Source organism: Paenibacillus graminis (assembly GCF_000758705.1).
Lineage (GTDB): Bacteria > Bacillota > Bacilli > Paenibacillales > Paenibacillaceae > Paenibacillus_AQ > Paenibacillus_AQ graminis.
Map to the genome: position 1 here is coordinate 4,577,030 of NZ_CP009287.1, position 25,610 is coordinate 4,602,639.

General features: G+C 50.9%; 21 protein-coding genes. 4 read left to right on the plus strand and 17 right to left on the minus strand.

The features are described from left to right. Positions 1 to 23: 23 nt before the first annotated feature. From nth to leuC, 7 genes are all read right to left on the minus strand, one after another. A complete protein-coding gene (gene nth / locus PGRAT_RS19595) occupies positions 24 to 707 on the minus strand; it encodes an endonuclease III (protein ID WP_025703703.1) in 684 nt (227 codons plus the stop codon). A gap of 214 nt (positions 708 to 921) precedes the next feature. Beyond that, entirely contained in the window at positions 922 to 3,675 is a 2,754-nt protein-coding gene (locus PGRAT_RS19600) for an S-layer homology domain-containing protein (RefSeq protein WP_025703702.1), read from the minus strand. Positions 3,676 to 3,757: 82 nt separating this feature from the next. Next, a complete protein-coding gene (locus PGRAT_RS19605) occupies positions 3,758 to 4,417 on the minus strand; it encodes a GerMN domain-containing protein (RefSeq protein WP_025703701.1) in 660 nt (219 codons plus the stop codon). A 109-nt stretch (positions 4,418 to 4,526) separates the two neighbouring features. Beyond that, complete coding sequence (locus PGRAT_RS19610) at positions 4,527 to 5,966, minus strand: N-acetylmuramoyl-L-alanine amidase family protein (RefSeq protein WP_025703700.1); 1,440 nt, start codon at positions 5,964 to 5,966, stop codon at positions 4,527 to 4,529. A 162-nt stretch (positions 5,967 to 6,128) separates the two neighbouring features. Next, the gene (locus PGRAT_RS19615) at positions 6,129 to 7,700 is read right to left on the minus strand and encodes an N-acetylmuramoyl-L-alanine amidase family protein (protein WP_025703699.1); all 1,572 of its coding nucleotides are present in this window, start codon (positions 7,698 to 7,700) and stop codon (positions 6,129 to 6,131) included. A gap of 177 nt (positions 7,701 to 7,877) precedes the next feature. Beyond that, on the minus strand, positions 7,878 to 8,480 hold the full coding sequence (gene leuD, locus PGRAT_RS19620) for a 3-isopropylmalate dehydratase small subunit (protein ID WP_025703698.1): 603 nt from the start codon (positions 8,478 to 8,480) through the stop codon (positions 7,878 to 7,880). A 27-nt stretch (positions 8,481 to 8,507) separates the two neighbouring features. Continuing rightward, positions 8,508 to 9,932: a 3-isopropylmalate dehydratase large subunit gene (gene leuC, locus PGRAT_RS19625; protein ID WP_025703697.1), complete on the minus strand. Its 1,425-nt coding sequence runs from the start codon at positions 9,930 to 9,932 to the stop codon at positions 8,508 to 8,510. Between the two features lie 369 nt (positions 9,933 to 10,301). Between leuC and PGRAT_RS19630 the strand changes: the two genes are divergently transcribed. Continuing rightward, positions 10,302 to 11,213, plus strand: a complete 912-nt coding sequence (locus tag PGRAT_RS19630) for a LysR family transcriptional regulator (RefSeq protein WP_025703696.1) — start codon at positions 10,302 to 10,304, stop codon at positions 11,211 to 11,213. A gap of 198 nt (positions 11,214 to 11,411) precedes the next feature. Here the strand turns inward: PGRAT_RS19630 and PGRAT_RS19635 are convergent, their stop codons facing one another. Then, positions 11,412 to 11,609 carry a hypothetical protein gene (locus tag PGRAT_RS19635; RefSeq protein ID WP_025703695.1) on the minus strand — a complete coding sequence of 66 codons (198 nt, stop codon included), beginning with the start codon at positions 11,607 to 11,609 and terminating at the stop codon, positions 11,412 to 11,414. A 443-nt stretch (positions 11,610 to 12,052) separates the two neighbouring features. Here PGRAT_RS19635 and proB point away from each other — a divergent pair, with 443 nt between their 5' ends. The 3 genes from proB (at position 12,053) to proC (ending at position 15,486) form a co-directional block, all read left to right on the plus strand. Further along, entirely contained in the window at positions 12,053 to 13,156 is a 1,104-nt protein-coding gene (proB, locus tag PGRAT_RS19640) for a glutamate 5-kinase (protein WP_025703694.1), read from the plus strand. Positions 13,157 to 13,259: 103 nt separating this feature from the next. Beyond that, complete coding sequence (locus tag PGRAT_RS19645; protein WP_025703693.1) at positions 13,260 to 14,507, plus strand: glutamate-5-semialdehyde dehydrogenase; 1,248 nt, start codon at positions 13,260 to 13,262, stop codon at positions 14,505 to 14,507. Positions 14,508 to 14,619: 112 nt separating this feature from the next. Continuing rightward, a complete protein-coding gene (gene proC / locus PGRAT_RS19650; protein ID WP_025703692.1) occupies positions 14,620 to 15,486 on the plus strand; it encodes a pyrroline-5-carboxylate reductase in 867 nt (288 codons plus the stop codon). 152 nt (positions 15,487 to 15,638) lie between these two features. Here proC and PGRAT_RS19655 read toward each other — a convergent pair whose 3' ends face one another. The 9 genes from PGRAT_RS19655 to PGRAT_RS19695 all read right to left on the minus strand — a co-directional run bounded on the left by PGRAT_RS19655 (position 15,639) and on the right by PGRAT_RS19695 (position 25,270). After that, positions 15,639 to 16,412 carry a DnaD domain protein gene (locus PGRAT_RS19655; RefSeq protein ID WP_025703691.1) on the minus strand — a complete coding sequence of 258 codons (774 nt, stop codon included), beginning with the start codon at positions 16,410 to 16,412 and terminating at the stop codon, positions 15,639 to 15,641. Between the two features lie 20 nt (positions 16,413 to 16,432). Then, a complete protein-coding gene (gene asnS, locus PGRAT_RS19660) occupies positions 16,433 to 17,728 on the minus strand; it encodes an asparagine--tRNA ligase (protein ID WP_025703690.1) in 1,296 nt (431 codons plus the stop codon). Between the two features lie 22 nt (positions 17,729 to 17,750). Continuing rightward, positions 17,751 to 18,959 (minus strand): acetate/propionate family kinase, encoded by a 1,209-nt coding sequence (locus tag PGRAT_RS19665; protein ID WP_025703689.1) that lies wholly within the window; start codon positions 18,957 to 18,959, stop codon positions 17,751 to 17,753. After that, positions 18,956 to 19,828 (minus strand): 3-hydroxyacyl-CoA dehydrogenase family protein, encoded by an 873-nt coding sequence (locus tag PGRAT_RS19670; protein WP_025703688.1) that lies wholly within the window; start codon positions 19,826 to 19,828, stop codon positions 18,956 to 18,958. Before PGRAT_RS19670 ends, PGRAT_RS19665 begins: the two co-directional genes overlap by 4 nt. A 132-nt stretch (positions 19,829 to 19,960) precedes the next feature. Then, on the minus strand, positions 19,961 to 21,463 hold the full coding sequence (locus tag PGRAT_RS19675) for an AAA family ATPase (protein WP_025703687.1): 1,503 nt from the start codon (positions 21,461 to 21,463) through the stop codon (positions 19,961 to 19,963). Then, complete coding sequence (locus tag PGRAT_RS19680; RefSeq protein WP_025703686.1) at positions 21,456 to 21,998, minus strand: hypothetical protein; 543 nt, start codon at positions 21,996 to 21,998, stop codon at positions 21,456 to 21,458. The genes PGRAT_RS19675 and PGRAT_RS19680 overlap by 8 nt, the downstream gene beginning before the upstream one ends. Before the next feature lie 768 nt (positions 21,999 to 22,766). Then, positions 22,767 to 23,285, minus strand: coding sequence for a cell wall elongation regulator TseB-like domain-containing protein (locus PGRAT_RS19685; protein WP_025703685.1), 519 nt, complete (start codon positions 23,283 to 23,285; stop codon positions 22,767 to 22,769). Positions 23,286 to 23,328: 43 nt separating this feature from the next. Beyond that, entirely contained in the window at positions 23,329 to 24,630 is a 1,302-nt protein-coding gene (locus PGRAT_RS19690) for an amidohydrolase (protein ID WP_025703684.1), read from the minus strand. Then, on the minus strand, positions 24,617 to 25,270 hold the full coding sequence (locus PGRAT_RS19695; protein WP_025703683.1) for a redox-sensing transcriptional repressor Rex: 654 nt from the start codon (positions 25,268 to 25,270) through the stop codon (positions 24,617 to 24,619). The genes PGRAT_RS19690 and PGRAT_RS19695 overlap by 14 nt, the downstream gene beginning before the upstream one ends. Positions 25,271 to 25,610 lie beyond the last annotated feature (340 nt).

The window sequence follows — 25,610 nt, forward strand, 5'->3', positions numbered from 1 at the left end:
ATCCTCTTCTTCATCTCTAATTCTTAGCTATTTGTTTCCGTATGACTCTTAGCTTTCCTGATTACAGTAGTTTTCATACGTTTCTTGCCTTCCCGGCAGACATCCAGCAGCGGGCATACCTGACATTTTGGATTCTGGGCTTTACAGTGATAACGTCCGAAAAAAATCAGCCGGTGGTGCGTGAGTGTCCACTCGTCACGCGGCACCGCCTTCATCAGCTTCTTTTCCACTTCCAGCACGGAATCCTTCCAGCCCGCAAGGGCGAGCCTTTTGGCTACCCGCTCAACATGTGTATCCACCGCAATGGCCGGGACTCCAAAAGCATTGGAAACTACCACATTAGCAGTCTTGCGCCCGACACCCGGCAGGGTTACCAGCAAGTCATGGGCCTGCGGCACCTCGCCGCCATACTGCTCTATCAGGATGGAGCACAGACTTTGAATATGCTTCGCCTTATTGCGGTATAAACCAATACGCCGGATGTCACTCTCCAGTTCCTCGACGGGTACAGAAACGTAGTCGAGCGGAGTTTTGTACTTTTGAAACAGGTCCTCAGTGACTTTGTTCACTGTTGCGTCCGTACATTGGGCTGAGAGCAGCACGGCTATCGTCAATTCAAAAGCGTTGCTGTGGTTCAGCTCACAATGCGCATCAGGGAATAGCTCACCGATGGTATCCAGGATGTGGCGGACCTCTGCAGCTTTCATAGTGTCCCCTCCACGGATTGTTATCTCACCGGCAGCAGCGAGCGTAACTTCTCGATTGTAAGGAAATACAAGCATAGTATGTATCGCAATGTACATGTACATGTTCATACACCAGAGCTAATACATGACCAGCTTTATATTTCAAAAAAAACGTCTTGAAGCAGGCCAAATGCCTGAATCAAGACGGTGTTTCACGCGGAAAATCACCAAGCTCTTATTGTTTCGCAATCTCAACAAGAATATTATTATTGAAATACATTATAATATTATCATTTTCTTTGAGAGATTGCACGGGTAAAGTCGTGTCGCCTTGATGAATATATACATTCGGACCCGGAACAAAGCGGTAATTACTATCCGAAGCACTTGAGCGTTTTACCAGAATCTCATTTGTTCCGCTCTCGTAACGCCAGAACACACGGTTCAGCTGGCTGAGTACGCGGATAATTGTCGACCCGTCTGAATCCTTGCGTACTTCCACACGGTCGGCAGTAGTCAGTGAACCGAGTGTTGTCGTGGTAGACCCGTCACGGATAATCTTGACTCCGCCAGCCGCTGAGAACGTCTGTGCACCGCCTTTGTAATCCTTCAAGGTAAACGTTCCGGAAGCAGCATCCACTGCGGTCAGCTGGCCTGAGTTAAGTTTTACCGCTTTAAGAGAGAGCGGCGCACTTCCATTAAAGGTGATATTTACAAAATCCCCGACCTTCAAATCACCGATCTTGATGCTTTTTCCGGTTTCATCCGTCATAGGGAGCGTATAGGTATTCAATACGGTAGTTCCCCCCGACCATTTCACTCCCAGCTTATTCGCTGTTGCGTCCAGAGTAGCAATCTCCAATTGCATGGATGAGTTTGCGCGGAGAACCGATACCCCGCTCTGATTATCCGCAAGAACAGCAGTAACTGCGCTGTCAAGTGCCACATCTGTAATTGCTGATGTTGTGCGTCCGAAGATTTCCACGGACTGCGGATAAGGCAAGGTAACCTGCTGCGCATTGGCAAGCTTCAGTGTGATCGTTCTGTTCGCTACATTCACAGCAGTCAATGTACCGTCATATTTGGTGCTAGTTTCCACAGATAATGCGCGCTGGCCTGCAGCTACAACATCCACTTTGCGGCCTTCGGCAAGTCTGTAACCCATATTTGCGAGAGAAGTGGTCGTAGCGCCATCATAAGCAAGCTTCGTATTTGCATCGATCTTTACCAATTGTGCTTTCCCGCTGCTGTCCGTAACGGTCAGAAGCTGGGTTTTTGCACTGTAATCGACCACAGTTGCACCGGTGAACTGGCTGATCTGCCGGCTCAAAACTTCAATTTTTGTCACCTGGTCACTGCTGTTCAAGGTGAGCTGTACATTGTCTCCGGCCGTTGCATCAGCGACCAGATCTCCAATGGACGGTGTGGCCACGCCGGGAATGATGACGGCTGGCGATGTGCCAAGCAGATTCACTTCACGTGTGCCATCAGCCTTTTTATAGACAATCGTTGAACCTGACAGTTCAGTAATCGCCCCCTGGACAGTCCGTTCTACCCCAGAAGTCACTTCCACTGTCCGGATCAGATTATCCTTGACTGAATACTTGACGGCTGCCCCCGTCTTCAGATCAGCGGGCAGCAGCACTGCATTTTGCGAACTGAACAGGGTCGTGCCATCCTCCCATTTGTAGGATTCCGTTGCACCCTCAGCTGTTTTGAACGTTATGCTCTTTGCTGCAGTATCTACACTTTGAATGGTTCCGTTCGCCGTTTTATTGACAATTCCCGAGGTCACCTGTACCTTCACGAGCTTGCCCGCCCCGCTGTATGTTTCCCGAAGCAGAGCAACCTTGCTGGCAGGGGTGATCGAGGAGGCAGAAATGACAGCTCCGTTCACATCTACAAAGCTGGTGCTTCCATCATAGCTGTACTGGTCGTATCCGGCTGGAGAATCCAGCCAGATCGTTCCTGGAGTAACCTTGGCAAATACACCTTCAATAGTTTGCACCTGCTGCACCGGATCTGTTACTTCTACATAAGCGGCATTATAGGTAGCTCCAATAACAGTCACTTTGGTATAAGGCTTAAGATCGCTAAAGTTAATTCTGGTATCAACGGTACTGGTAAAGTAGGCGGTGCTGTAGGTTACATTGAATACAGATGTGCTGCCATTGTTGAACAGCGTTAATTTCCCGTCCTGCATTGCGCTGATGGTGCCTTTGACAGTATTGTCATACTCCAGCGTATTGTGAGCTTCTGCACGGCTGAAGAAAGTAGCCAATTGCGCCCGGGTGACCGCACCTTGCGGATCAAAGCGGTTGCCGTCCAGACCGTTGGCCAGCCCCAGACCCACTGCGGCGTTAATATACCCCCGTTTGTTGGCGGCAACTTTCGCATCATCTGCGAACCCGGTAGGTTTGCCCGATACAGCAGCGGCTTCCGTATTTTTGCCGAGTGCCCGGATCAGGAGCTCAGCTACCCATTCGCGGCTGGCTTTACGTTCTCCCCAGGAGGTTTTCAGATTATCAGGAGCCATTTCTACCGCTTTGTCCAGCAGCCCCTGCTGGAAAGCAAGCACGACATAAGGCTTATAATAGTTGGTTACTTTGAAATCCGTTGGAAAGACTACATCGGAATCGCTTTGCACATTGCCTTGCAGCTTCATGAAACGCAGCGCCATCAGCACCGCTTCCTGCTGGGTAATGGAATCCCCCGGACGGAATAGGCCGTTATTACCTACTACAATCCCTTGAGAAGCCAGCTTGTAGATATGTTTTTCGGCCCAGAAGCCAATTTTTACATCTGTAAAAATTCCTGCTGAGGCTGTTGGAGCAGAACCATTATTTGCTCCAGAGGTTGCTGCCGGTGCAGCGGTCGCAGCAAAAGCCGCACCTGCTCCGCCAAACACCATCGTTCCGGCCAGAATTGCGGCTGCCGCTTTGCTGGAGTAAGTATGAATTGAACGTTTTGACCTTTTTTGCCCGGACAATAGGTTATTCCCCTCTCTATGGTTGTATTTTTAATAGACTGTAGGTATTTCGCCAGTCAGCAGGCTTATTCCTGCATTTTCCTTACAACCCGCTGTTCTCTCTGGTAAACGGATGTTCCAGATCCACATGGCCCATGAGACTTTCCGCCTGCTCGCCATCCACAAGAACCTCAATGCTCTTCACTTCTTCGAATTGAAAGAGGGTTTGGACCAGCGCGCTGATGGCAAAAGCTTCGCCGCCCGCTCCGAGCTGTGCCTCATCCGGCTTATGGATATCCATAATAATCTGCCCGTCAGTGAATTTAAGCGATTTAAGCTCAATTCCCCCCCATAAAGGCACCTGGTCAGAATTGCTGCTGCTCTGCAGCGATTTATAAGCCTCACTGTATTTCTCCACATCATTGGTATAGCTTATATCGGTCTTGGCAGGAACCAGCTTCATTTGCTGAGGATCCGTATAATACACGGAAATGCTCTTGCTCTGTTTGGCTGGTGCTGTGGGCTGCTCTGTAGCTGCAGGGGATGCTGTAGGTTCTTCTGTCGGCTGAGCGGATGGGGATGCTGTTGCAGTAGCGGTAGCGGTAGCGCCCTCTCCTCCTTCATTGCTGCCTGCTCCATTGACAACCGTTGTGGAATCTTGACCTTGTTCATTGGCCGGAGCTGCTGTAGGTTTATCACCGCAGCCGGATATCACAAGCAGAAGCAAAGCTGCAATACCTGCATATGTCAATTTCTTGTTCATCAACAATTACCCCCTCTGGATGAATATGGGCAGACAGGGCCGCAAAGCCTTTTTGACCTGCTAAGGCCGAAAGCTGACTTTGCGGCCCTGCTGTGCCGCTTGGCTGCTGCTATAATTTGAGATATTCCTTAATGCCGGCGACAATGCCGGCGGCTACCTTGTTCTGCAGATCTTCCGAGAACAGCAGGGATTCGTCTCCCTTATTACTCAGATATCCGACTTCCAGCAACACGGCAGGCATAGTAGTCTCCCGAATCACATGAAAGTTCCCATAACGAACTCCCCTGTCGCTTAATCCGGTAGCTTGGACTAAATATTTATGCATTACATTCGCCAGAGCCTTGCTTGCCGCCCGCTGATAATAGGTTTCCGAGCCGCTGGCTGCAGATGATGATCCACTGTTCGCATGAACGGATATAAACAGATCGGCTTTGAGATTATTGGCCATTCCTGCCCGTTCCTTCAATTCCAGGAAAGTATCATCACTGCGGGTAAGTACGACGTCCACCATGTTTTCCTGCTTCAGCAGTGCAGCTGCCTTAAGGACAACTGCCAGATTGAAGTTTTTCTCGTATTTGCCTGTAACCCCGACTGCCCCGGAATCCTTGGCGCCATGTCCTGCATCCAGCACCACAAGCTTCCGTCCGCTGTTGCCGGGTAATGTGGCAGTGTCATTAGTGCTTGCCGCATTCAAATCCACAACGACCAGCTTGGAGACATCCCCTGACACATTAACACTATAATTCTTGGCCTGATTCAGATCAATCACAAACCGGACAGTGTACGGATTAGTGCTGTATAGCGAGTAGCGCACTCCTGAAACATCCGGGTAATCCGTCACTGCAAGCGAACCATTCAGATCCGGGCTCAGCATCTGACCCGTTCCGAATACATCTGAGAACGTGGCATTCGGAAGATCAATGATTATCCGGTCCGGCCCTGTTGCCTTGGATACCACGGGCTGCGAATTTCCATCCATCGCAATGGTCAGACGGTTTTCACTAAAGCTGATACCATTAACCATGGTCAGATTTGTCGTTGTATCCACCGGAGGCACGACTACGCTTGTCCCGCCGTCACCGGAACTTTCTCCCGTATTATTGGTGCTATCGGGAATTTCCGGGGTAATAAGATTTACAACTTTGGCTGTGTTGTCCCAGGTCACCTTCAAGCCAAACTGCTCACCGATAAACCGGATCGGCACCAACGTCGTGTCGCTCCTAAGCAGCGGTGCTGTCGTAAGTACTACGGTCTTGTCATCGACGGAAGCTGCAGTCTGATCGACAATCAGCTTGATGGTCTTGCCTTGCTGTTCAATTGTAACCGTCTTGCTCTTCTGATCCCAATTCACCTGGTACCCCAGATTCTCGGCAATCATTCTTAGCGGCACCATAATGGAGTTGTTCACATTTTCGACTGGAACGTCTTGTCCTGCCGTCAGCTCCTTGCCATCGAGAAAAATCTTGTTGTTCCCGCCAGCGGCATGTCCTTGCCCCGGCAGAACAACTACAAAGAGCAGCAGCAACAGCATAAAAGCAAATTTCTTCATTCTTCACCTCAAGAATCTAGTATTCCGCCCAAAAAAAGCGTTCATGATGCCAGTCTGCCTGACAGCCTTCGACATTGATTAGACGCCGGGTTTCTTTAAAAGTTGCGAATATATACCATATCCAAACCTATTTCCTCACTTGCATCTTCCGGTAGAGCCAAGTTACAATCCGAGATATTCTATAATTCCGGCAACGATCTCCCGGGCCAGGCTGTCCTGAAGCTGTTCACTGTACATGGCCGATTCATTTCCCGGGTTAGTAAGGTAACCTACCTCCAGAAGCACTGCCGGCATGCTGGTTTCTCTCGTGACATGGAGACTTTTACTTCTTATTCCGTTATCCTTGAACCCCGTCGCTGCTACCAGGTGTTTATGCAGGATCTGGGCAAGCGGCAGGCTTTCGGCCCGTGAATAATAAGTCTCGCTCCCGTTAACTTTATCCCTGTTCGGGTATTCTACAGGCAATGAGTTGCCATGGACGGATATGAACAGATTGGCTTTCGCCGCTTCCGCAATGTCTACACGCTTCTGCAATCCAAGCGTAACGTCCTCTGTGCGTGTGAATACTACGTCAACCAGTCCTGACTGCATGAGCAATGCTCCCGCCTTTTGAATCACAGCGAGGTTGAAGTTCTTCTCCAGCTTGCCTGTAAGACTGACGGCTCCGGATTGAGTGCCGCCATGACCGGCGTCAAGTGCCACTACCGGCTTGCCGGTGATTCCGGTCCCCCCAGTGGGAGTTGTTCCGCTGCTTGCAACATTCAAGTCAACGGTTACCAATCCTGTACTATCATCCTTACTTAGCTGGTAAGGCTGGCTGCCAACAGTTTGGATTACAAATCTTACGGTAGGCGGACTCACGCTGAAGAGCGCGTAACGCACCTCGGTAATCAGCGGGTATCCGCTGACATCAAGCTTGCCCTGAGGGCTTCCGCTGGCAGAAACTCCCGGAAAGCTGCCAGCAAAACCGGGTGCAAAGCCAGCTCCCGGAAAATCAATGACAATCCGGTCCGGGCTGCCCATTTGGGTTATGTTAGGCTTAACCGACCCTGCTACGGATACAATCAAACGGTTCTCGCTGAACACCGCCCCCATGACCTGCGGCGAACCTGCAGGCGTACCCGCACTGCCAGGAATAGGAGTAGGAGTGGGTTCTGTCACTCCGGTTACAATATCTCCTTCTGTCCCTTGGCTGACTGCCGGAACAGAGGTTGGGGCTGGCACTGCTGTAGGAGACGGTGCGGCAGAAGGCTGGGAACTGCTTGAATCCCCTGGGCTGTCGATAGCTCCGCCGCTCAAGTAGACGGTCTTGTCACTGTTGTCCCAGCCTACCTTCAGCCCGAACTGCTCACTTACAAAGCGGATAGGCACCAGCACCGTCCCGCCCGTCTGTTTCGGTGCCGCATTCAGGGCCAGTGTGACTCCATCGGCATCGGCCGTTTTGCTGCCTACAGCCAGTTGTACACTTTTGCCGTCCTGCTGGACTGTTACTTTGTGGGATTTCTGCTCCCACAGCACCTCAAAACCCAAATTCTCAACGACTACACGGATGGGAATCATAACGCTTCCATTTACGTTCTCTAACTTGATTCCTTTGGGAATCTCCAGCTCTTTGTTGTCCATAACAATTCTGCCCGCGCTGTTCCCGGCAGCTGCGGCTTCATGGCCGGCGAATGATAGCAGTAGCAGTGGCAGCAGCAATAGAAATAGCACTCGTTGTCCGGCTCTTCTCATCCTTTCCTCTCCTTCTGGCAAATGTTAAATACATAGATAAGATTAAGACGACAGAAATCTCCAAAAGTTGCCTTCTCGGGCAATGAATATATCGATTATAGCAAAAAAACTTCTATTTCCGACACCCGGAAATAGAAGTTTTGTGTAAATCTTGTAAAGTTTTTATATTGACTTTTCTTATGCAAACAGCTTAGCAGCGTGGCGCTCCTCGTAGGCGGCAATTTCATCGGCATGCTGAAGCGTCAGCCCGATATCATCCAGTCCCTGCAGGAGGAATTGGCGGCGGTGTTCATCCAGCTCAAATGTAATGCTGAGTCCATAATCATCCCGGAGCAGGTTATTCTCCAGATCCACCGTCAATTCGTAGCCGTCATGCTCTGCTGTACGCTTGAACAGCTCATCTACCTGGGATTCCGACAGCTTGATCGGCAAAATCCCGTTTTTGAAGCAGTTATTGTAGAAGATATCGGCATACGAAGGGGCAATGACGACCCGGAAGCCATAATCCATAATGGCCCAAGGCGCATGCTCACGTGAGGAGCCACAGCCGAAATTCGCCCGCGAGATCAGAACCGAAGCCCCTTTATAGCGGGGTTTGTTCATTTCAAACGCAGCATTGTCATTTCCGGCTTCGTCAAAACGCCATTCGTAGAACAAAAACTGTCCAAAGCCTGTACGTTCGATCCGTTTCAAAAATTGCTTAGGGATAATAGCGTCCGTATCTACATTTACCCGGTCTACCGGGGCAACAATTCCGGTTAATTTCTTGAATGCTTCCATGATTAGTTCCTCCTGCTCTCTCAAGTTCTATGCGTTAACGGCTTCCGCCTTGTAGTTCCAGTCACGGACATCGGTAAAATGGCCTTTGATCGCAGCCGCAGCCGCCATAGCAGGAGATACCAGATGCGTACGTCCGCCGCGTCCCTGGCGTCCTTCAAAGTTCCGGTTCGAGGTGGATGCGCAGCGCTGTCCGGGCTGCAGGACATCCGGGTTCATGGCGAGGCACATGCTGCAGCCCGCTTCGCGCCATTCGAAACCTGCTTCTGTAAATACTTTGTCAAGCCCTTCCTTCTCGGCCTGCATCTTCACGCGTCCCGATCCCGGTACCACAATAGCTGTAACCTGGCTGGATACCTTATGCCCCTTGGCTACTTCAGCAGCGGCGCGAAGATCTTCAATGCGTCCATTCGTACAGGAGCCGATGAAGACATAGTCAATCCCGATTTTGGAAATCGGCGTTCCCGGTACCAGATCCATATATTCAAGCGCTTTTTCAGCTGCCTTGCGTTCGTTCTCCGTCGTGAAATCTGCCGGGTTCGGCACAGTGGAGGTGATATCCGTACCCATACCCGGGCTGGTTCCCCAGGTTACCTGCGGAATTAATGTCTCCACATCAAATTCAACAACGGTATCATACTGGGCACCCTCATCGCTGACAAGCCCCTTCCAGGTTTCAACCGCAGCTTCATAGGCCGCGCCCTGCGGCACATACTGGCGTCCGCGCAGATAGTTGAAGGTAGTCTCATCCGGAGCGATCAGCCCCGCTCTTGCCCCGCCTTCGATCGACATGTTGCAGACCGTCATACGTTCTTCCATCGACAACTCACGGATGGCTTCGCCGGTATACTCAATGACATAACCCGTGGCAAAATCAGTGCCGTACTTGGCAATAACACCAAGAATCATATCTTTGGCCGTTACGCCGGGATTGCGTTTGCCCGTGAAACGGACTTCCATCGTTTTGGCCTTAGACTGCTGCAGACACTGGGTTGCCAGCACATGTTCAACTTCACTGGTGCCGATCCCGAATGCCAGTGCGCCGAAAGCACCATGTGTGGAAGTATGGCTGTCGCCGCAGACGATAGTTTTGCCGGGATGAGTCAATCCGATTTCCGGCCCCATAACATGGACTACACCTTGGTCAATATCGTTCAGATCAAACAATCTTACGCCAAAATCACGGCAGTTCTGTGACAACGTATCAATCTGCTGCTTGGAGATAGGATCGGTAATATTGTAACGGTCCTTAGTGGGAACGTTATGATCCATCGTTGCAAAAGTAAGGCCCGGACGGCGCACTTTGCGGCCGCTGAGGCGAAGTCCTTCAAAAGCCTGCGGGGATGTGACCTCATGCACCAGATGCAGGTCGATGTAAATAATGCTTGGCTTGCCTTCCTCTTGATGAATTACGTGATTGTCCCAAATCTTTTCAAACATTGTCTTATTGCCCATGTCTTCACCTCATAAAGTAGAATCGTTCATTGGAAGAGAAAGTGGAGTCTCTCTTGAATGATCTAAATATAACATCGCGGTGTTTATAATTCCAAGATATGATTTCTATAAAAGCCATAGGTTTGGCCTATAAGCGGCAGGCAGTCCCCTTTATTTTTTTATGAAAAATTGTCCATGCAATCTATCCTTCCCTCCCATAAGCTATACCATCTCTGGAATTGCAGTTGCAGGCTAATGGATAACCTTTGGCTTGAACATCGGGGATCTTATTTCTGGCTCATCCTTCTCGGATATACCACCTATACTAATAACAATATTTATAGGTTATACTTATAAGCAACAATCTATTTAAAGGTGAGGAATCTGTTTATGGAACTCAGACAGTTGCAATATGCCCTGCAAATTGCGGCAGAGCGGAATTTTTCCCGGGCAGCAGACAAACTGCATATCGCCCAGCCTTCACTCAGCCAGCAGCTTTCAAAACTGGAAAAGGAGCTGGGTGTCCTCCTTTTCCAGCGCAATACCAGTTCGGTGGAGCTTACGCACGCCGGCGAGAAATTTGTGGAGCAGGCCCAGACCATTATTGATGCTGTGGAGCTGCTTCGCCAGGAGATGTCGGATATTTCCCAGCTGCGGAAGGGGCGTGTGGTTGTAGGCAGCATGCCCATTACCGGCGCCCATCTGCTGCCGCATGTACTTCCCGTGTTCAAGAGTAAGTATACCGAGGTCGAAATTACACTGCTGGAGGACTCCTCCATGAACCTGGAAAAACTGACAGCCAGCGGTCAAACCGACCTTAGCCTGCTCTCCCTGCCGCTGGAGATCCCTACACTTGCCTACGAGGTGCTGGGTGAAGAGCGGATCGACCTTGCCGTGCCTCCAGAGCATTCCCTCGCTTCGCGGAGCGCCTCCGGAATTCGCACTGCTTTGGAGGAATTAAGGGATGAACCGTTTATTGTCCTTAAAGAAGGCCAGGGTTTCCGTAAAATGACGGTCGAATTATGCCGTGCCGCCGGTTTTGAGCCGCGTATTGTATTTGAAAGCAATAATATGGAAACGGTTCAATCGCTTGTTGCTACCGGAATGGGTGTGACACTGGTTCCCCATTTTATCGCCCGTGCGCCGCGCAGTGAATTTGTTCCTGTATACCTGCCGCTTGCCGATCCGGTGCCCAGCCGTACACTGGTCGTCGCCTACCGGCGCGGCCGCTATTTGTCCAACGCTGCCGAGGCTTTTATGGAAACGTTCAGAACGACGGTCAAAGATCTATCAGTGGAATAGTTACTAAAATTCAAGTTATACTTGTTTTTGTCCAGTATAGTTTACTGCTATGAAAAAAGCCCTTCCGGCTCACTTTTGCGGCTGGGAGGGCTTTTCAAAAAATGAAATGAAACGCTATATACCGATGCTATAAAGGTTCTTTCTTTTTCTCATTGAAACGGAACGTTTCTTGCCTCTGCAGCCGTTTCGGCTTGCAGCTTATTTGCGCAAATTATGCTGGGTGACCAGACGGTTCTGATCATCGGTCATCCGGGCTGTGCTCTCGTCGACCAGACCTTTTGTGCGTGAATCCACGGTGTTCTCCTCAACAAATTCCCGCATAGCCTTGTTTTGAACCTCGGCTGCTTCCGTGGAATTTCGATTCTGTTCCTGCTGGACGTTGTCGTTCTTACTCAAGTCTATCCACCTCCTGGTAACAGATTATAAGTATTTTACCCCATCTCCTACAGGATAAACATTAGATTTCCCTGACAATGCCCCTGCCAAAAATAATCCTCCCCTGCTCTTTGCAAACCCCACTCCTCCATGGTATTCTAGATGACAAACAGTGAAACGTGCAGACGGGACCAGTACGAATAGGCGCTTACCCGCGATCAGAGAGTGAATTCCGGCAGGCTGGGAGAATTCACCGCGGTTGTCCATTCGGAAATCCTACCCCCGAGCGGCCTGCCTAGCAGGACGGAAACTCCCGTTATGAGAATGAAGTCGGATGAACCCTCATCAATGAAGGTGGTACCGCGGAAGTTAACAAGCTTTCGTCCTTTGCTAAGTCTAAGGATGGGGGCTTTTTGTCATTTCCCGCATGAAATATTGTACAATCGAGAAGGAAGTGAATGACATTGACAACACGAATCGTGGTCAAAATCGGCAGCAGCTCGCTTACCGGACCGGAAGGCGGACTGAACCGTGAAGCGGTTGCTTTTTTTGCCGCTGAGATCGCCGGTCTGCAGAAGGACGGCTGTGAAGTGCTGCTGGTTACCTCCGGAGCTGTAGCTGCCGGATTCCGGGGCATCGGCTACCCTACACGTCCCAAGCTGCTGCATGAGAAGCAGGCGGCAGCGGCGGTGGGCCAGGTGATGCTGATGCAGGCCTATCAAGAGGCTTTTGCGAAATATGGCATCCCCACCGCGCAGATTCTGCTGACAAGGACCGACTTTTGCAGCCGCCGGGCAATGAATAATGCTGTAATGACGGTTGAAGAGCTGCTCCGGCAGGGAGCTGTGCCTATATTCAACGAAAATGATACCGTTTCGGTAGATGAGCTGAAATTCGGGGATAACGATACCTTATCCGCGCTGGTAGCCAATCTCCTGAAAGCTTCCCATCTCCTCGTTCTGACGGATATGGACGGCTTGTACAGCGGAGATCCGCGCAAGCATCCGGGCGCCACACGGTATGAGCGTGTTGAGGAGATTACTCCGGAGATTTATGCCATTGCCGGGGGAGCGGGCTCCAGTGTAGGCACTGGCGGCATGCGCTCCAAGATCGATGCGGCCAAAATCGCCACACGCGGCGGAGTGCCCGTCTTTGTAGGCAGGGCAACCGAACCTGGCGATCTGCAGCTGGCAGCGGCAGGCACCGGCAAAGGTACCTATTTTGACACAACGCTCTCTTCCCTGCCTGTTAAGAAACAGTGGCTTGGCTTCATGTCCACCCCGCTGGGCTCCCTGTATGTAGATGAAGGTGCAGTAGAGGCGCTGCTCCATGGCGGGCACAGCCTGCTGCCGGTTGGGGTAAAGCGGATTGAAGGCAGCTTTCATTCCGGTGATGTGGTAGAGGTCCTTGGTCCGGACGCCAAGCTTCTCGGACGGGGAATTGTGAATTACGACGACTCCCAGCTGCGCACGATCCAGGGGCTGCCCAGCGGTCAGATTGTACCGAGGCTGGGCGAGGTTCACCGCCTGGAGGTCATCCACCGTGATGAATGGATTACCTTGCGCTAACCTGCGGTAACATCTTCAAACACAATATGGCGTATGCTTCCCAAGCAGCTTGATCGAAGTCAATTCAGGAAGTATCGCTAACAAATCTTTTAGGAGGGTTAATATGAGTGAGGTTGTTGACAAGGCAGCATTAGCTAAGGAAACTGCCGGTGTTCTGGCCAGCCTGAGTACCGGGCAAAAAAATGAGGCCTTGCAGATCATGGCAGAAGCCCTGATCCGTGAAGCTCCAGCCATCATCGCCGCCAATGCTGAAGATTTGGAGCGCGGACGGCTCGGCGGCACTCCCGAATCGATGCTGGACCGTCTGGCACTGGACGTCAGCCGGATCACAAGCATTGCAGAGGGGCTTCAGCAAATAGCCGAGCTCCCAGATCCGATTGGCGACCGCCTGGAAACCTTCGAACGCCCGAACGGGCTGCACATTCAAAAGATCCGCGTTCCACTGGGTGTCATCGGCATTATTTATGAAGCGCGGCCCAATGTAACCGTAGATGCAGCCGGGTTATGTCTAAAAACCGGAAATGCCGTTGTCCTGCGCGGCGGCTCCTCCGCTCTGTCGTCCAACCGCAAAATCATCGAAGTGCTGCACCGGGCCCTTGCCGAAACAGCCATTCCAAGCCAGGCGCTGCAGCTGATCGAAGATCCGAACCGCTCCTCTGTGGATCAAATGCTCAAGCTGAACGGACTGCTTGATGTCATTATTCCGCGCGGCGGGAGTGCGCTGATCCAGAACGTCGTGCTCAATGCCACGGTACCCGTCATCGAAACGGGAGCAGGCATATGCCATACCTTCCTAGATGCCGGCGCTGACCCGGAAATGGCATTATCCATCAGTTTAAATGCCAAGGCCCAACGCCCTTCTGTGTGCAACTCCATGGAAACGCTGCTGGTCCACAGGGACTATGCCGCAGAGCATCTTCTTCCATTAGCAGAAGCCTTCCGCAAGATCCCTGTGGAATTGCGCGGCTGTTCGGAGACTGTAGCCCTGATACCGTGGGCAATTCCCGCAGCCAGAGGAGATTTTGCCACCGAGTACAATGACTATATTCTTAACATCAAAATTGTCGATGGCCTGGACGAAGCCTTGCAGCACATCGCCGAGTTCAGCACCAAACATTCCGAATGCATTGTAACCAGGGATGTTGGAAACGCCGAACGTTTCCTGCAGGAAGTGGATGCCGCGGCTGTCTATCATAATGCCTCGACGCGTTTCACCGATGGCTTCGAGTTCGGATTTGGGGCAGAGATCGGCATCAGCACCCAGAAGCTGCATGCCCGCGGCCCTATGGGACTGCCGGCGCTGACCTCAACCAAATACAAAATTCACGGCTCGGGACAAATCCGGGGGTAAGCATATATTACAGTGAGCCTAGCTCACAAAATTAAGAGTATGCTTCCGATGCAAGTTTTTCGGAGAGATTCGATGAAGAATACGCTCAAAACTTTTAGGGGGACTAAGAGCCATGTGTCAGCAACCTGCAGTTCCATTAATTAATCATAAGATTGTTTTTTACGGGGCGGGTTCGATGGCGGAAGCGATTGTGCGCGGGATGATTGCCCGCAATGTGGTCGATTCCGGTAATATCGTGATGCTGAACCGCAGCAGCAGTGAACGCCTGAGCGAGCTGCGCAGCCGGTACGGAGTCCTCGGCAGCAATGATCCTGAACAAAAAAATGATTATCTGCGCACAGCCCCGGTCATCGTGCTTGCCATGAAGCCGAAGGATGCTGCCGAGGCTCTCCGCAGCTTAGGAACTCTGCTCTCTCCGGATCAGCTGGTGATTTCCGTGATCGCGGGGATGACCATCCGTACGATGCAGGGCTTGCTCGGCAAGTCCCAGCCGGTAGTGCGCACCATGCCTAATACCTCCAGCTCCATTGGACTGGGAGCAACCGGCATCGCTTATTCCAAAGAAGTGGACGAGCAGAGCCGCCGGACGGCGCTCAATATTTTTGAGGCTGTCGGATTAACCTCGGTCATTGATGAAGAACGTATGGAGACCCTGACCGGGATTTCGGGCAGTGGTCCAGCATATATCTATTACATGATGGAAGCGATGATCGCCGCAGGAATCCGTGGAGGCCTGCCGGCCGAACAGAGCAGAGAGCTGACGGTTCAGACTGTCCTTGGCGCTGCCCGGATGGTGCAGCAGACCGGTGAAGAACCAGCCGCCCTGCGCAAAAAAGTGACCTCGCCGAACGGCTCCACACAAGCAGCACTAGAAGTGCTGGAGAAGGGCGATTTCTTCGAGACGGTAATTTCCGCTGTGAACCGCTGTGCCGAACGCTCCCGTGAAATGGGTCTGGCCCTGGAAAAAGAGCTCTCATAAACGATGGATCCTATACACACCAGGCGATTCCATAGCTAACCTTAAATCTAAAACACCCGTACTTCCAGGCTGATGCAGCCAGGTATAGTACGGGTGTTTTTATTAAATATAAGATTAAACCGCTGTGCGTTATATCTTTCCAGGTATCCTAGTTATCTCCCGCCGCCGCGGAACTTCTGGGTATAAGCTTTGACATCCTGGGCATTTTTCACCCGGTTGCGGGCCCATTCCAGGAGAATGCGGTCAATATAGCGGAAATGAATCTTTCCGGCGAATACAGACTCTTTCAGAGCCAGCAGAATTAATTCCTCGGGGTATTTGTCCTGGTCTACCCAGCCGGAGATGGTTTCACATTCCATGGGGGAAAGCGGGCGTCCGAATTCCTTCTCAAAAATGGTAAACAGACTGCGGTTCTCTTCAGCGTCTTTACCCGCTGCAGAAGGGAACGTTCTACCGTATCCGCCATCAGGAGCAGGAGCTCCGGTATGATGGGCAGATTCACGAAGGCTTGGCAGATTTCCAGCAGGCTTGGGGCTGGAGGAATTGGCCGATTCCTGAACAGCTCCTGCCAAAAATGCGCCAAGCTTGCCGTACAATCCAGAGAAATTATAGCGTTCATAGTGGATATCCCTCAGCTCATCGTTGTCTTCATCAATGCTGATGAAGCCTTCCTTCATCAGCTTCTGCAGTTCTCCTGCTATTGCGGTAATACTCCGCCCTGTCACCGCCTGCAGTTCCTCCAGGGAAGGGAACTCTATTCCTTCCACTTGGCGGAAAGAGAACAGATGAATCAGCAGCATCGCTTCACTGCCAGTCAAGTTGAGCTTCCGGTAATACTTCAAGAGCGCGTAAGGAATGACGGCCATCCCGTTCTGGAGGCCAAATGACACGCCTTCGCCCCAGGTATTCCATCCTTTGCCGTCCATGCGCAGCCCCCTTTGCCAGCCTATGGGTACAGACGGTACAACGTACGAGGGAACGGAATCGTTTCCCGCACATGGTCCAAACCGCAAATCCAAGCTACTGTCCGTTCAAGTCCAAGACCGAAACCGGAGTGCGGCACAGAACCATATGTGCGCAGATCCATGTACCATTTGTAGGCATCCATTGAAAGATTATGTTCCTTGAAGCGCTCTTCGAGCAATGCCGGATCATCGATACGCTGGGATCCGCCTATGATCTCCCCATAGCCTTCAGGAGCAATCATATCCGCGCAGAGCACAACCTCAGGACGTTCAGGATGCGGCTTCATATAGAATGCCTTGAACGAAGCCGGGTAATGCGTAATGAAAACCGGTTTGTCATTGGCCTCGGCAATCGCTGTTTCATGCGGTGCCCCGAAGTCATCCCCCCAGGCAATCTCATATCCTTTTTCATTCAGGAACTTGATCGCATCATCATAGGTGATACGCGGGAACGGCGCTTTGATATTCTCCAGCTTGGAGACATCGCGGCCAACCGCTTCCAGCTCTGCACGGCAGTTCTTCAGCACGGACTGCACTACAAAGCTGATGAATTCCTCCTGTACTCGCAAGCTTTCCTCATGGTCGGTGAAGGCCATTTCCGGCTCAATCATCCAGAACTCGATCAGATGACGGCGGGTTTTGGACTTCTCGGCACGGAAGGTCGGACCGAAGGAATAGACACGGCCAAGCGCCATTGCCGCAGCTTCCATGTACAGCTGTCCGCTTTGCGTCAGATAGGCATCTTCTTCAAAATACTTGGTGTGGAACAGATTGGTAGTACCTTCTGCCGAGGTTGGCGTCAGGATTGGCGGATCCACCTTTGTAAATCCGTTCTCGTTGAAAAATTGCTGAACCGCGCGGATGATTTCCGCACGAATCACGAGCACAGCCCGCTGCTTCGCGGAACGAAGCCAGAGGTGACGGTGATCCATCAGGAAATCCACGCCGTGCTCCTTCGGGGTGATCGGATAATTCTCTGTAAGATGCAATACTTGTATCCCCGTCACAGTCATTTCATATCCGGATTGACTGCGCGGCTCCTCGCGGATGATTCCGGTCACATACAGTGAACTTTCCTGCGTCAGGCTTTTGGCATCATCCCATACTTGCTCCGGCACTTCCGATTTCACCACTACGCCCTGAATATAGCCTGTACCATCCCGGAGCTGCAGGAACTGAATTTTGCCGCTGGAGCGCTTGTTATTGATCCAACATCCAATCACAACAGTTTCTCCAACATGCTCATTCACGTTCTTGATTACACTCTTGTTAGCCATGCCTAATGATCTCTCCTCTGATTTAGCCGTTAATTCCTTGCACAATACGATAAGTATCGCGTGCAATGACAAGCTCCTCGTTTGTCGGAACCACGAGCACCTGCACCTTGGACTCTGCCGTAGAGATACGGCGCGGATCGCCGGAGCGGACCTTATTGGCTTCTGCATCCAGTTCAATTCCAAGGAACGTAAGGTTATTCAGCACTTTGGCACGCAGCACGGCGGCATTCTCGCCAACACCGGCAGTAAATACAATTACATCTACTCCGTTCATCGCTGCAGCGTAAGAACCGATATACTTCCGCAGACGGTACTCATACATATCAAAAGCAAGCGTAGAGTTAGGCTCGCCTTTTTCCGCACCATCAATAATATCACGCATGTCGCTGCTGACGCCAGAAATAGCCAAAAGGCCGCTATGCTTGTTCAGCATCGAATTAACTTCACCCACGGACAACTCTTCCTTGTTCATTACGTAAGGAACGATAGCCGGGTCCAAGTCACCGCTGCGGGTACCCATCATCAGACCTTCAAGCGGTGTCATCCCCATTGAAGTGTCGATAGACAGGCCGCCGTCAACGGCAGTCACGCTGGCACCGTTACCGATGTGGCAAGTAATGATCTTGAGATCTTCAAGCGGGCGGTCCAGGAATTCAGCAGCAGCCTTGCTGACGAAATCATGGGAGGTGCCGTGTGCGCCATAGCGGCGGACCTTGTATTTGTTGTACAGCACTCTTGGAATGGCATACATATAAGCCTTCTCAGGCATCGTCTGATGGAACGCAGTGTCAAAAACAACAACCTGCGGCACGCCGGGCATGTTGACCTCAGTTGCTGAAATCCCCATCATTGCAGCCGGATTATGCAGCGGTGCAAGATCGAACAGCTGGCGGATCTTGGTCTTCGCATCGGCATCAACCAGTGCGGAAGCCTTGAAAAATTCGCCGCCGTGAACTACGCGGTGTCCAACAGCATTGATCTCGTCGATCGAAGAGATCACACCGTGCTCCTTGTCAGTCAGACAGGCCAGCACTTTGCGGATCGCTGTATTGTGTTCAAGAATTTCGCTGACTTCCGTAACTTCCTGCTTCCCGGTCGGCTTATGGTTCAGAATGGAGGAATCCATCCCGATGCGCTCTACCAAACCTTTGGCAAGTACGGATTCATCGGTCATATTGTACAGCTGGTACTTTAGAGAAGAACTGCCTGAATTAATAACTAGAATATTCATACACGGTCACCATCCTTGTCATACTTGAAGAAGCCTTCGCCCGATTTCATGCCCAGTTGTCCCGCACGCACCATTTTCTTAAGAATCGTGGAAGGACGGTATTTCAGTTCACCGTACTCACGGAACATATTTTCCAGTGCGGCAAGAACGGAATCCAGACCAAAACGGTCAGCCATTTCAAGCGGCCCATGCTGGAACTGGTAGCCGATACGCATAGCATCGTCGATATCTTCAGGAGAAGCAACACCCTCTTGCAGAACATGCATAGCCTCGTTTATAAACAGGCAAATGAGGCGTGAAGATACAAACCCCGGGGATTCGTAAATCATGACGCCCTTTTTCTCAACAATTTCATCAACAAAGGCTTTGGTATCTTCAAAAGTGCTGTCGGAAGTTTTCAGTCCGCGCACAATCTCAACGAGATCCACCTTCCCTACAGGATGTATAAAATGCATGCCGATGACGCGTTCCGGGTACATTGTAGAACTGGCAAGCTCAGTCAAGCTGAGTGTAGACGTGTTGCTGGCCAGAATAATGTGACTCGGACACACCTGATCGAGCTGATTGAATACTTTTTGCTTCGCTTCCAGATCCTCGGTAATGGTCTCAATAACCATATCACAGGAGCTGAGTTCTGCGAAGTGTGTCACTTTTTGAATACGGCTGAGGATAAGCTTCTTTTCGGCTTGGGTAATAGCCCATTTCTCAAGCTGTTTGTCGAGACTTGTCTCGATCATTGCATAAGAATAGTCCAGTCTTTCTGCGGTTTTCTCCACCAGCATAACATCCAGGCCCTTGGCTGCCAGCATTTCAGCAATCCCTTGGCCCATTGTGCCACCACCGATGACACCAATTTTCTTAAAATTCATCTAAAAGTCTCCATCCTTTCAGGTATCTATACTTTTGTATTGTACCTTGTCTGTCGTAAAAAATAAGTAGCCCGACATATAATAATATCTTAGCATGTCTGAAAAGTAAAAAAAAATAACCGGCATAAAGAATTATGCCGGTAAAAGGACACTGTCACGAAATTGACAACGAAATTGCTCTCCGGAGAGAACTTCTTCTTTCATTAAAATGTCAAGGGAGTAATCAAATACATTTCGCTGCTTGCCGAGAAGCTCATGCGTCCGTACCATTAACTCGTCCAAAATTTTACTGTTTTCCTTCATTAACTCTTCTGTGGTAACCATTTGCAGATTCGCGATACCCAGTGAGGTTAGCCCTGACTTCATCATTGTCTCCACGATATTGAGCGCCTGGTCAAAATCTCCGCGTGATCCTGTGCTTCGGCCACCATAGTACATTTCTTCCGCCACAGCGCCGCCAAGGGCAATCATAATCTGATTTTCCAGGTAATCCTTAGTGTACAGATACTGTTCGGTCTGCGGATTATGCCGCACGTAACCCAGGGCTTGTCCACGGGGTGTGAGCGTAACCTGGCTAACGCTTCCCGGACGCAGCAGCTCGGCCATAATGGCATGTCCCAGCTCGTGGATAGCTACCCGCTTCTTCTCTTCATGGTTGGTTTCCCGGTCCGTCTTCTCGCCCATCATGACCTTGTCGATCGCCATCGAGAGATGGCGCTGCTCCACTTGAGTCAGGTTCTCGCGCATCATGTAGATCGCCGCTTCGTTCATCACGCTCTCAAGCTGGGCACCGGAGAAGCCATAAGCCTCCTCCGCTATTTTGTCCAGGTCAACCTCCTCATGCAGCGGCTTGTTCTGGGCATGCAGATCGAGGATGGACTTGCGGCCCTTCTTGTCCGGCATGTCCACCTGGATATGACGGTCAAAGCGGCCGGGGCGCAGCAGCGCCGAATCCAGCATCTCCTTGCGGTTCGTTGCCGCAACCAGCAGGATGCGCGGCGTATCATTATTGTAAATTCCATCCATCTCCGTCAGCAGCTGATTGAGCGTCTGATCATATTCACGCTGCTGTCCGCCTTCGCGTTTGCCCCCGATGACGTCAATTTCATCGATAAAAATAATCGCGCTTTGTTTATTTTCCTTGAGGGCACGCGCACGCGCATCTTTGAACAGATCGCGCACACGTCCGGCGCCGACCCCCACATACATCTCAACGAACTCGCTGCCTGATGCGGCTACGAATACGGAGTTGGTATAATGCGCTGCCGCTTTGGCCATCAGGGTCTTCCCGGTTCCCGGAGGGCCTGTCAGCAGAATCCCCTTCAGCGGGCGGATGCCGAACTTGCTGATTTCTTCATGCCGGATCAGGAAATCCAACGCTTCGCGCAGCTCCTGCTTGGCATTATCCTGTCCTCCGATTTCTTCAAAAGTCAGCTTCGACGGGCCGTTCTTTTTACGTTTTTTGTCCCCTCCGGCATTTACGGTCAGCCCCCCGCGCAGATGGGCAATGAGCAGAAGTGCGCCGACCATGCCTGCCGCGATGATCACCGGGAAAATATTAATCCCGACAAAAGCCATAAATATCACCAGTACAGGAACAAATCCGATTAATACCTCTTTCCAGAACTTAGGCATTATTCCACACTCCCATCGTTGCCGCAGCGCGTGGCAAAATCATAAATTTGCTTTTCTTGCCGTCGCTCAGGCTCACATATACGTTATTGTCATCAATTTCGGTTGCTGCAGTTACACCGCTGTATTTGGAATTCTGAGTTTTCAGTTCATCCAGCTTCGCGGGAATTAATGTATATTTACGGCTCTCCATTGCTTCAGCAACCGAGAACATCGCTTGATCCCAATATTCATCCAGCAGCTCGCTGGAATGCTGCTCCACATCCAGTTTCAGTGTCCGGCCGTCAATCGCCGATCTGCCTTCGGTATTCACATACTGCACCAGTTCGCGCAATTTAGTGCCCGGCTGCAAATCCAGTTTCAAAGTGACCTCATTGCGTTTAATAGAGATATGGGAATCATTCACTCCCTCATATGCAGATACAATTTTTTGCAGCGGCTCCTGCACAGCGAACTCCCGATAGGAATACCAGCCGCCAAACAAAAGCGCAGCCGACAGCAGAGACGTTAGCAGTACTGGCATAAGACGTAGTTTCAAGAAACGTCCTCCTCTCAATGATAAAAAAGTGAAAACATAATAAATTTTAAAAAATAGCGGGTCTAGCGCTCTTCCGAGACTGGCATGCTCTTAAACATGCCTAAGTACAAATAGTAGTATATCACAGGTGTATATACGAATTCGAAGAAAAGTGTGAATATATTTAAAATTTTCAGTACTAATTTTTGGGCAAAATGACAGCCTGTTTCCCCTTATATCGACAGCAAAGACCGCAACGTTTAGGGCTGCGGTCTTTTTGGGATGCTTCGGATAAGCACAAATTTATCCAACAGACGCTGCTAGATCCGCCTCATATGTATATACCCGAAGATATATTCAAAATCTCTACTGACCATCCCTCCATTCATTACCTTCCCGATAAGCTGCCGTGTTCGCGTCATCCCAGTTCACCCCCACACCGCTTCCCCGCAGGTGCTAGTTGGAAAAAGAATAACTAATTCTCCTCAGCACCCTGTTCTCCGGTAAATTAAATGGAAAAAGGCACACTAATTCAGCTCATTTTGTTCTTCACAAAGGAATATACCCCATACAAGTATCCTTTTTCCACTTTACACTCAAGATTGTTGATTTTGGGGAGAAATAAGTTCCCTTTTGCCAACTAGCGCCCGCTCAATTGCTTCCTCCCCATGTCCGCTTCAAGCTGCTGATAAGCCCGGCACGTTCCTGCACTACCGTCAACCTTCAAGTTACAAAAAAAGCAGGCAGACAATAACTTGTCTACCCGCTGTATATTGGCTCATGCGCTTATTACTGGTTAGGCAAGCTATAGCCGTCGCCAATCGCACTTCCATCCGCAAAACGGTAAAACTTGTAATAATAGCGTCCCTCCAACTTGTAAAACAGCTGCCACGCATATTCTCCATTGTACACACCCGGCAGGAGCCGCTCAACGGTGCTTCCCGGTAAGTCTGAGGCAATGATGGAACGGATCTTCTGCTCTGACATCCCTTTGGAGACTTCTTCAGCGTACACATCATTGTTCCCTCCGGCAGGCTTGCCGTCACGCGTAAAGCGGACCCAGACCATAAGCTCCGTCCCGGCTGTGTTACGGCCTGTAAGAACCCAGTAAATCGAGTTTTCATCCCAGACAGACTTCTGGGCTCGGGTCACCTCTGTCAGTCCTGCCCGGGCTTCAGCAACCTTTGTGGCTGCGCTGCGTTCGCTCCACTGGTCTTTCATCACGTAAGCATAGAACTGGCTTAGTCCGAACAGAAGGAGAAGAACCAGGAGTATTCCCAGCAGAAGCCATTTTCTTCTTTTCTTCAAAGTACAGCTCCCTTTCTCAAAATGCTTCATCGATCATGCTCTTTTACCGCTTCAGCAGGCCCTCAAAAGTCTCCTGCGCCTTGCGCCGGATTTGTTCCTCATCCAGCGTCAGGCATTGCCCATGCTTCACAACCTGCTTGCCGTCCACCCAGACATGCGCTACATCCTTTGCGCTTGCCGAATATACGGCATGGGACAGGAGGTCCGTATGCGGCAGGAAATGCGGCTGGTCGATATCCAGCGCAATGAAATCCGCCTTCATTCCCGGAGCAAGCCGGCCGACCCGGTCCAGAAAAATCGACTGTGCGCCGTATTCGGTCGCCATCAGCAGCGCTTCCGGTGCCGGAACCGCCGTCGGATCTCCGCTCACGCCTTTGTGGATCAAGGCAGCTAGACGCATCTCCTCAAACATATCGAGATTATTGTTGCTCGCCGCGCCGTCGGTGCCAAGCGATACTGTGACTCCTGCACGCAGCAGCTCCGGTACCCGGGCTACTCCGCTTGCCAGCTTCAGATTGCTGCCTGGATTATGGGACACTCCTACATTGTAACGGGCAAGAATCTCAATCTCTTCATCGGTCAAATGAACACCATGTGCAACTAGGGACGGGCGGGTGAACATTCCCAGCTTTTCCAGATGGGCTACCGGACGCAGGCCGTAATCCTCGGCATTCTGCTCGACTTCACGCCGGGTTTCCGACATGTGCGTATGCATCGGCAGATCCAAATCATGGGCGGCTTGAACAAACTTCACAAAAAACTCCGGCGGACAGGTGTACGGGGCATGGGGTGAAATCATCGTTGTGATTCTTCCGTCCGCTTTCCCGTGCCAGTTCCGCGCAAAAGCAACCGCTTCGGCCAATTTATGGTTCTGCACGTCCTCCGGACAGAGGCCAATAACCCCGCGCATCAGCACGGCACGGATGCCGGACAGCTCGGTAACCTCGGCAACACGGTCCATGTGGTCATACATATCCAGGAAGGTGGTGGTGCCGCCTTTCAGCATTTCCAGTACAGACAAGGAAGTCCCCCAATAGACATCGTCTCCGGTGAATTTTTCTTCCATCGGCCACATTTTTTCCTGCAGCCAGTTCTGAAGCACCATGTCATCCCCGTAGCCGCGCAACAGGGACATTGCTGTATGGCCATGGGTATTGACCAGACCCGGCATGAACAGCAGACGGCTGCCGTCAATGGTCTGGGTACCTTCTTCAATGACAGGTTCAATTTCTCCTATGTATGTGATGAGATCATTTTCTATGGTCATATAACCGCTTAACACCGGCTGCTCCGTACCCGGTACCAGAAACCGCCCATTTACAATTACAGTTTTATTGCTGCTCATCTTCCGTTTCGTCCTTTCCATCATGCAAGTAATAGGCCAGACTCTGCAAATCAGTGGTAAAATCAGCGGCGTGAATCCGGATGTTGGCAGGCGTCTTCAAAATCACCGGTGCGAAATTGAGGATCGCCTCAATACCTGAATCCACCAGAATATCTGCAACGGTTTGCGCTTCACTGTCCGGTACAGTAATAATACCGATGCGAATGCCCTGCTCGCGGATTGTGCTCCCCAGCTCTTCCATAGGCTGGACAGTCAGTGAGTTGATTTTCTGCCCGATCTTGGGCGGATAGGAATCAAAGACTGCGGTGATTTTCATCATGTCCTTTAAGTAGGCATTGTAATTGGATAATGCGTGTCCAAGATTACCTGCACCCACCAGAGCCACATTGATCTGCTGGTCAAGCTTTAGGATATGGCGGATTTTCTCAATCAGATATGATACATCATAGCCGATGCCTTTTCGGCCGAAATCGCCGAAATAGGCCAGATCCTTGCGGATTTGCGCCGGATTCAGATCCAGCTTCTGCCCCAGCTCCTGTGAAGATACGGTGGAGATTTCACGCTTCTGAAGATCATTCAGAAAACGCAGGTACACAGGCAGTCTGCGCACCACAGCCTCCGATATTTTGTCCGATTTCATATTTTCTCCTCCTAAAAGTTTTGTTAGCGTATGCTTCTTAGATCAGCTTCGTACAAAACTCACTCCGAAAGCATCATCTTAAGTTTTGTTAGCGTATACTTCCTGAAATACTTCGTACAAAACTCACTTCGAAAGCATCATCTTAAGTTTGTTAGCGCTCCAAAATTATAGTCCATCCCCCGGCGCCCTTTCGTTAGCAGAACGCCTGAGGACCGAACTATAGGTGATAACCAAAGACATATTCGCCTTCAGCACTCCAACAACGTCATTTCTGCCGTTGTTTCTGAACTCACCAGCCTTCAACGCATCAACAGCAGCATTTCTGCTGTTATTTCCGGGC

Coding starts and splice junctions, on each gene's coding strand:
- PGRAT_RS19615 (WP_025703699.1), bottom strand. CDS start 7,700: ATGAGAAGAGCCGGACAACGAGTGCTATTTCTATTGCTGCTGCCACTG.
- PGRAT_RS19690 (WP_025703684.1), bottom strand. CDS start 24,630: ATGAGCAGCAATAAAACTGTAATTGTAAATGGGCGGTTTCTGGTACCG.
- PGRAT_RS19630 (WP_025703696.1), top strand. CDS start 10,302: ATGGAACTCAGACAGTTGCAATATGCCCTGCAAATTGCGGCAGAGCGG.
- PGRAT_RS19695 (WP_025703683.1), bottom strand. CDS start 25,270: ATGAAATCGGACAAAATATCGGAGGCTGTGGTGCGCAGACTGCCTGTG.
- PGRAT_RS19610 (WP_025703700.1), bottom strand. CDS start 5,966: ATGAAGAAATTTGCTTTTATGCTGTTGCTGCTGCTCTTTGTAGTTGTT.
- leuC (WP_025703697.1), bottom strand. CDS start 9,932: ATGGGCAATAAGACAATGTTTGAAAAGATTTGGGACAATCACGTAATT.
- proC (WP_025703692.1), top strand. CDS start 14,620: ATGTGTCAGCAACCTGCAGTTCCATTAATTAATCATAAGATTGTTTTT.
- leuD (WP_025703698.1), bottom strand. CDS start 8,480: ATGGAAGCATTCAAGAAATTAACCGGAATTGTTGCCCCGGTAGACCGG.
- PGRAT_RS19655 (WP_025703691.1), bottom strand. CDS start 16,412: ATGGACGGCAAAGGATGGAATACCTGGGGCGAAGGCGTGTCATTTGGC.
- asnS (WP_025703690.1), bottom strand. CDS start 17,728: ATGGCTAACAAGAGTGTAATCAAGAACGTGAATGAGCATGTTGGAGAA.
- PGRAT_RS19605 (WP_025703701.1), bottom strand. CDS start 4,417: ATGAACAAGAAATTGACATATGCAGGTATTGCAGCTTTGCTTCTGCTT.
- PGRAT_RS19670 (WP_025703688.1), bottom strand. CDS start 19,828: ATGAATTTTAAGAAAATTGGTGTCATCGGTGGTGGCACAATGGGCCAA.
- PGRAT_RS19665 (WP_025703689.1), bottom strand. CDS start 18,959: ATGAATATTCTAGTTATTAATTCAGGCAGTTCTTCTCTAAAGTACCAG.
- nth (WP_025703703.1), bottom strand. CDS start 707: ATGAAAGCTGCAGAGGTCCGCCACATCCTGGATACCATCGGTGAGCTA.
- PGRAT_RS19645 (WP_025703693.1), top strand. CDS start 13,260: ATGAGTGAGGTTGTTGACAAGGCAGCATTAGCTAAGGAAACTGCCGGT.
- PGRAT_RS19675 (WP_025703687.1), bottom strand. CDS start 21,463: ATGCCTAAGTTCTGGAAAGAGGTATTAATCGGATTTGTTCCTGTACTG.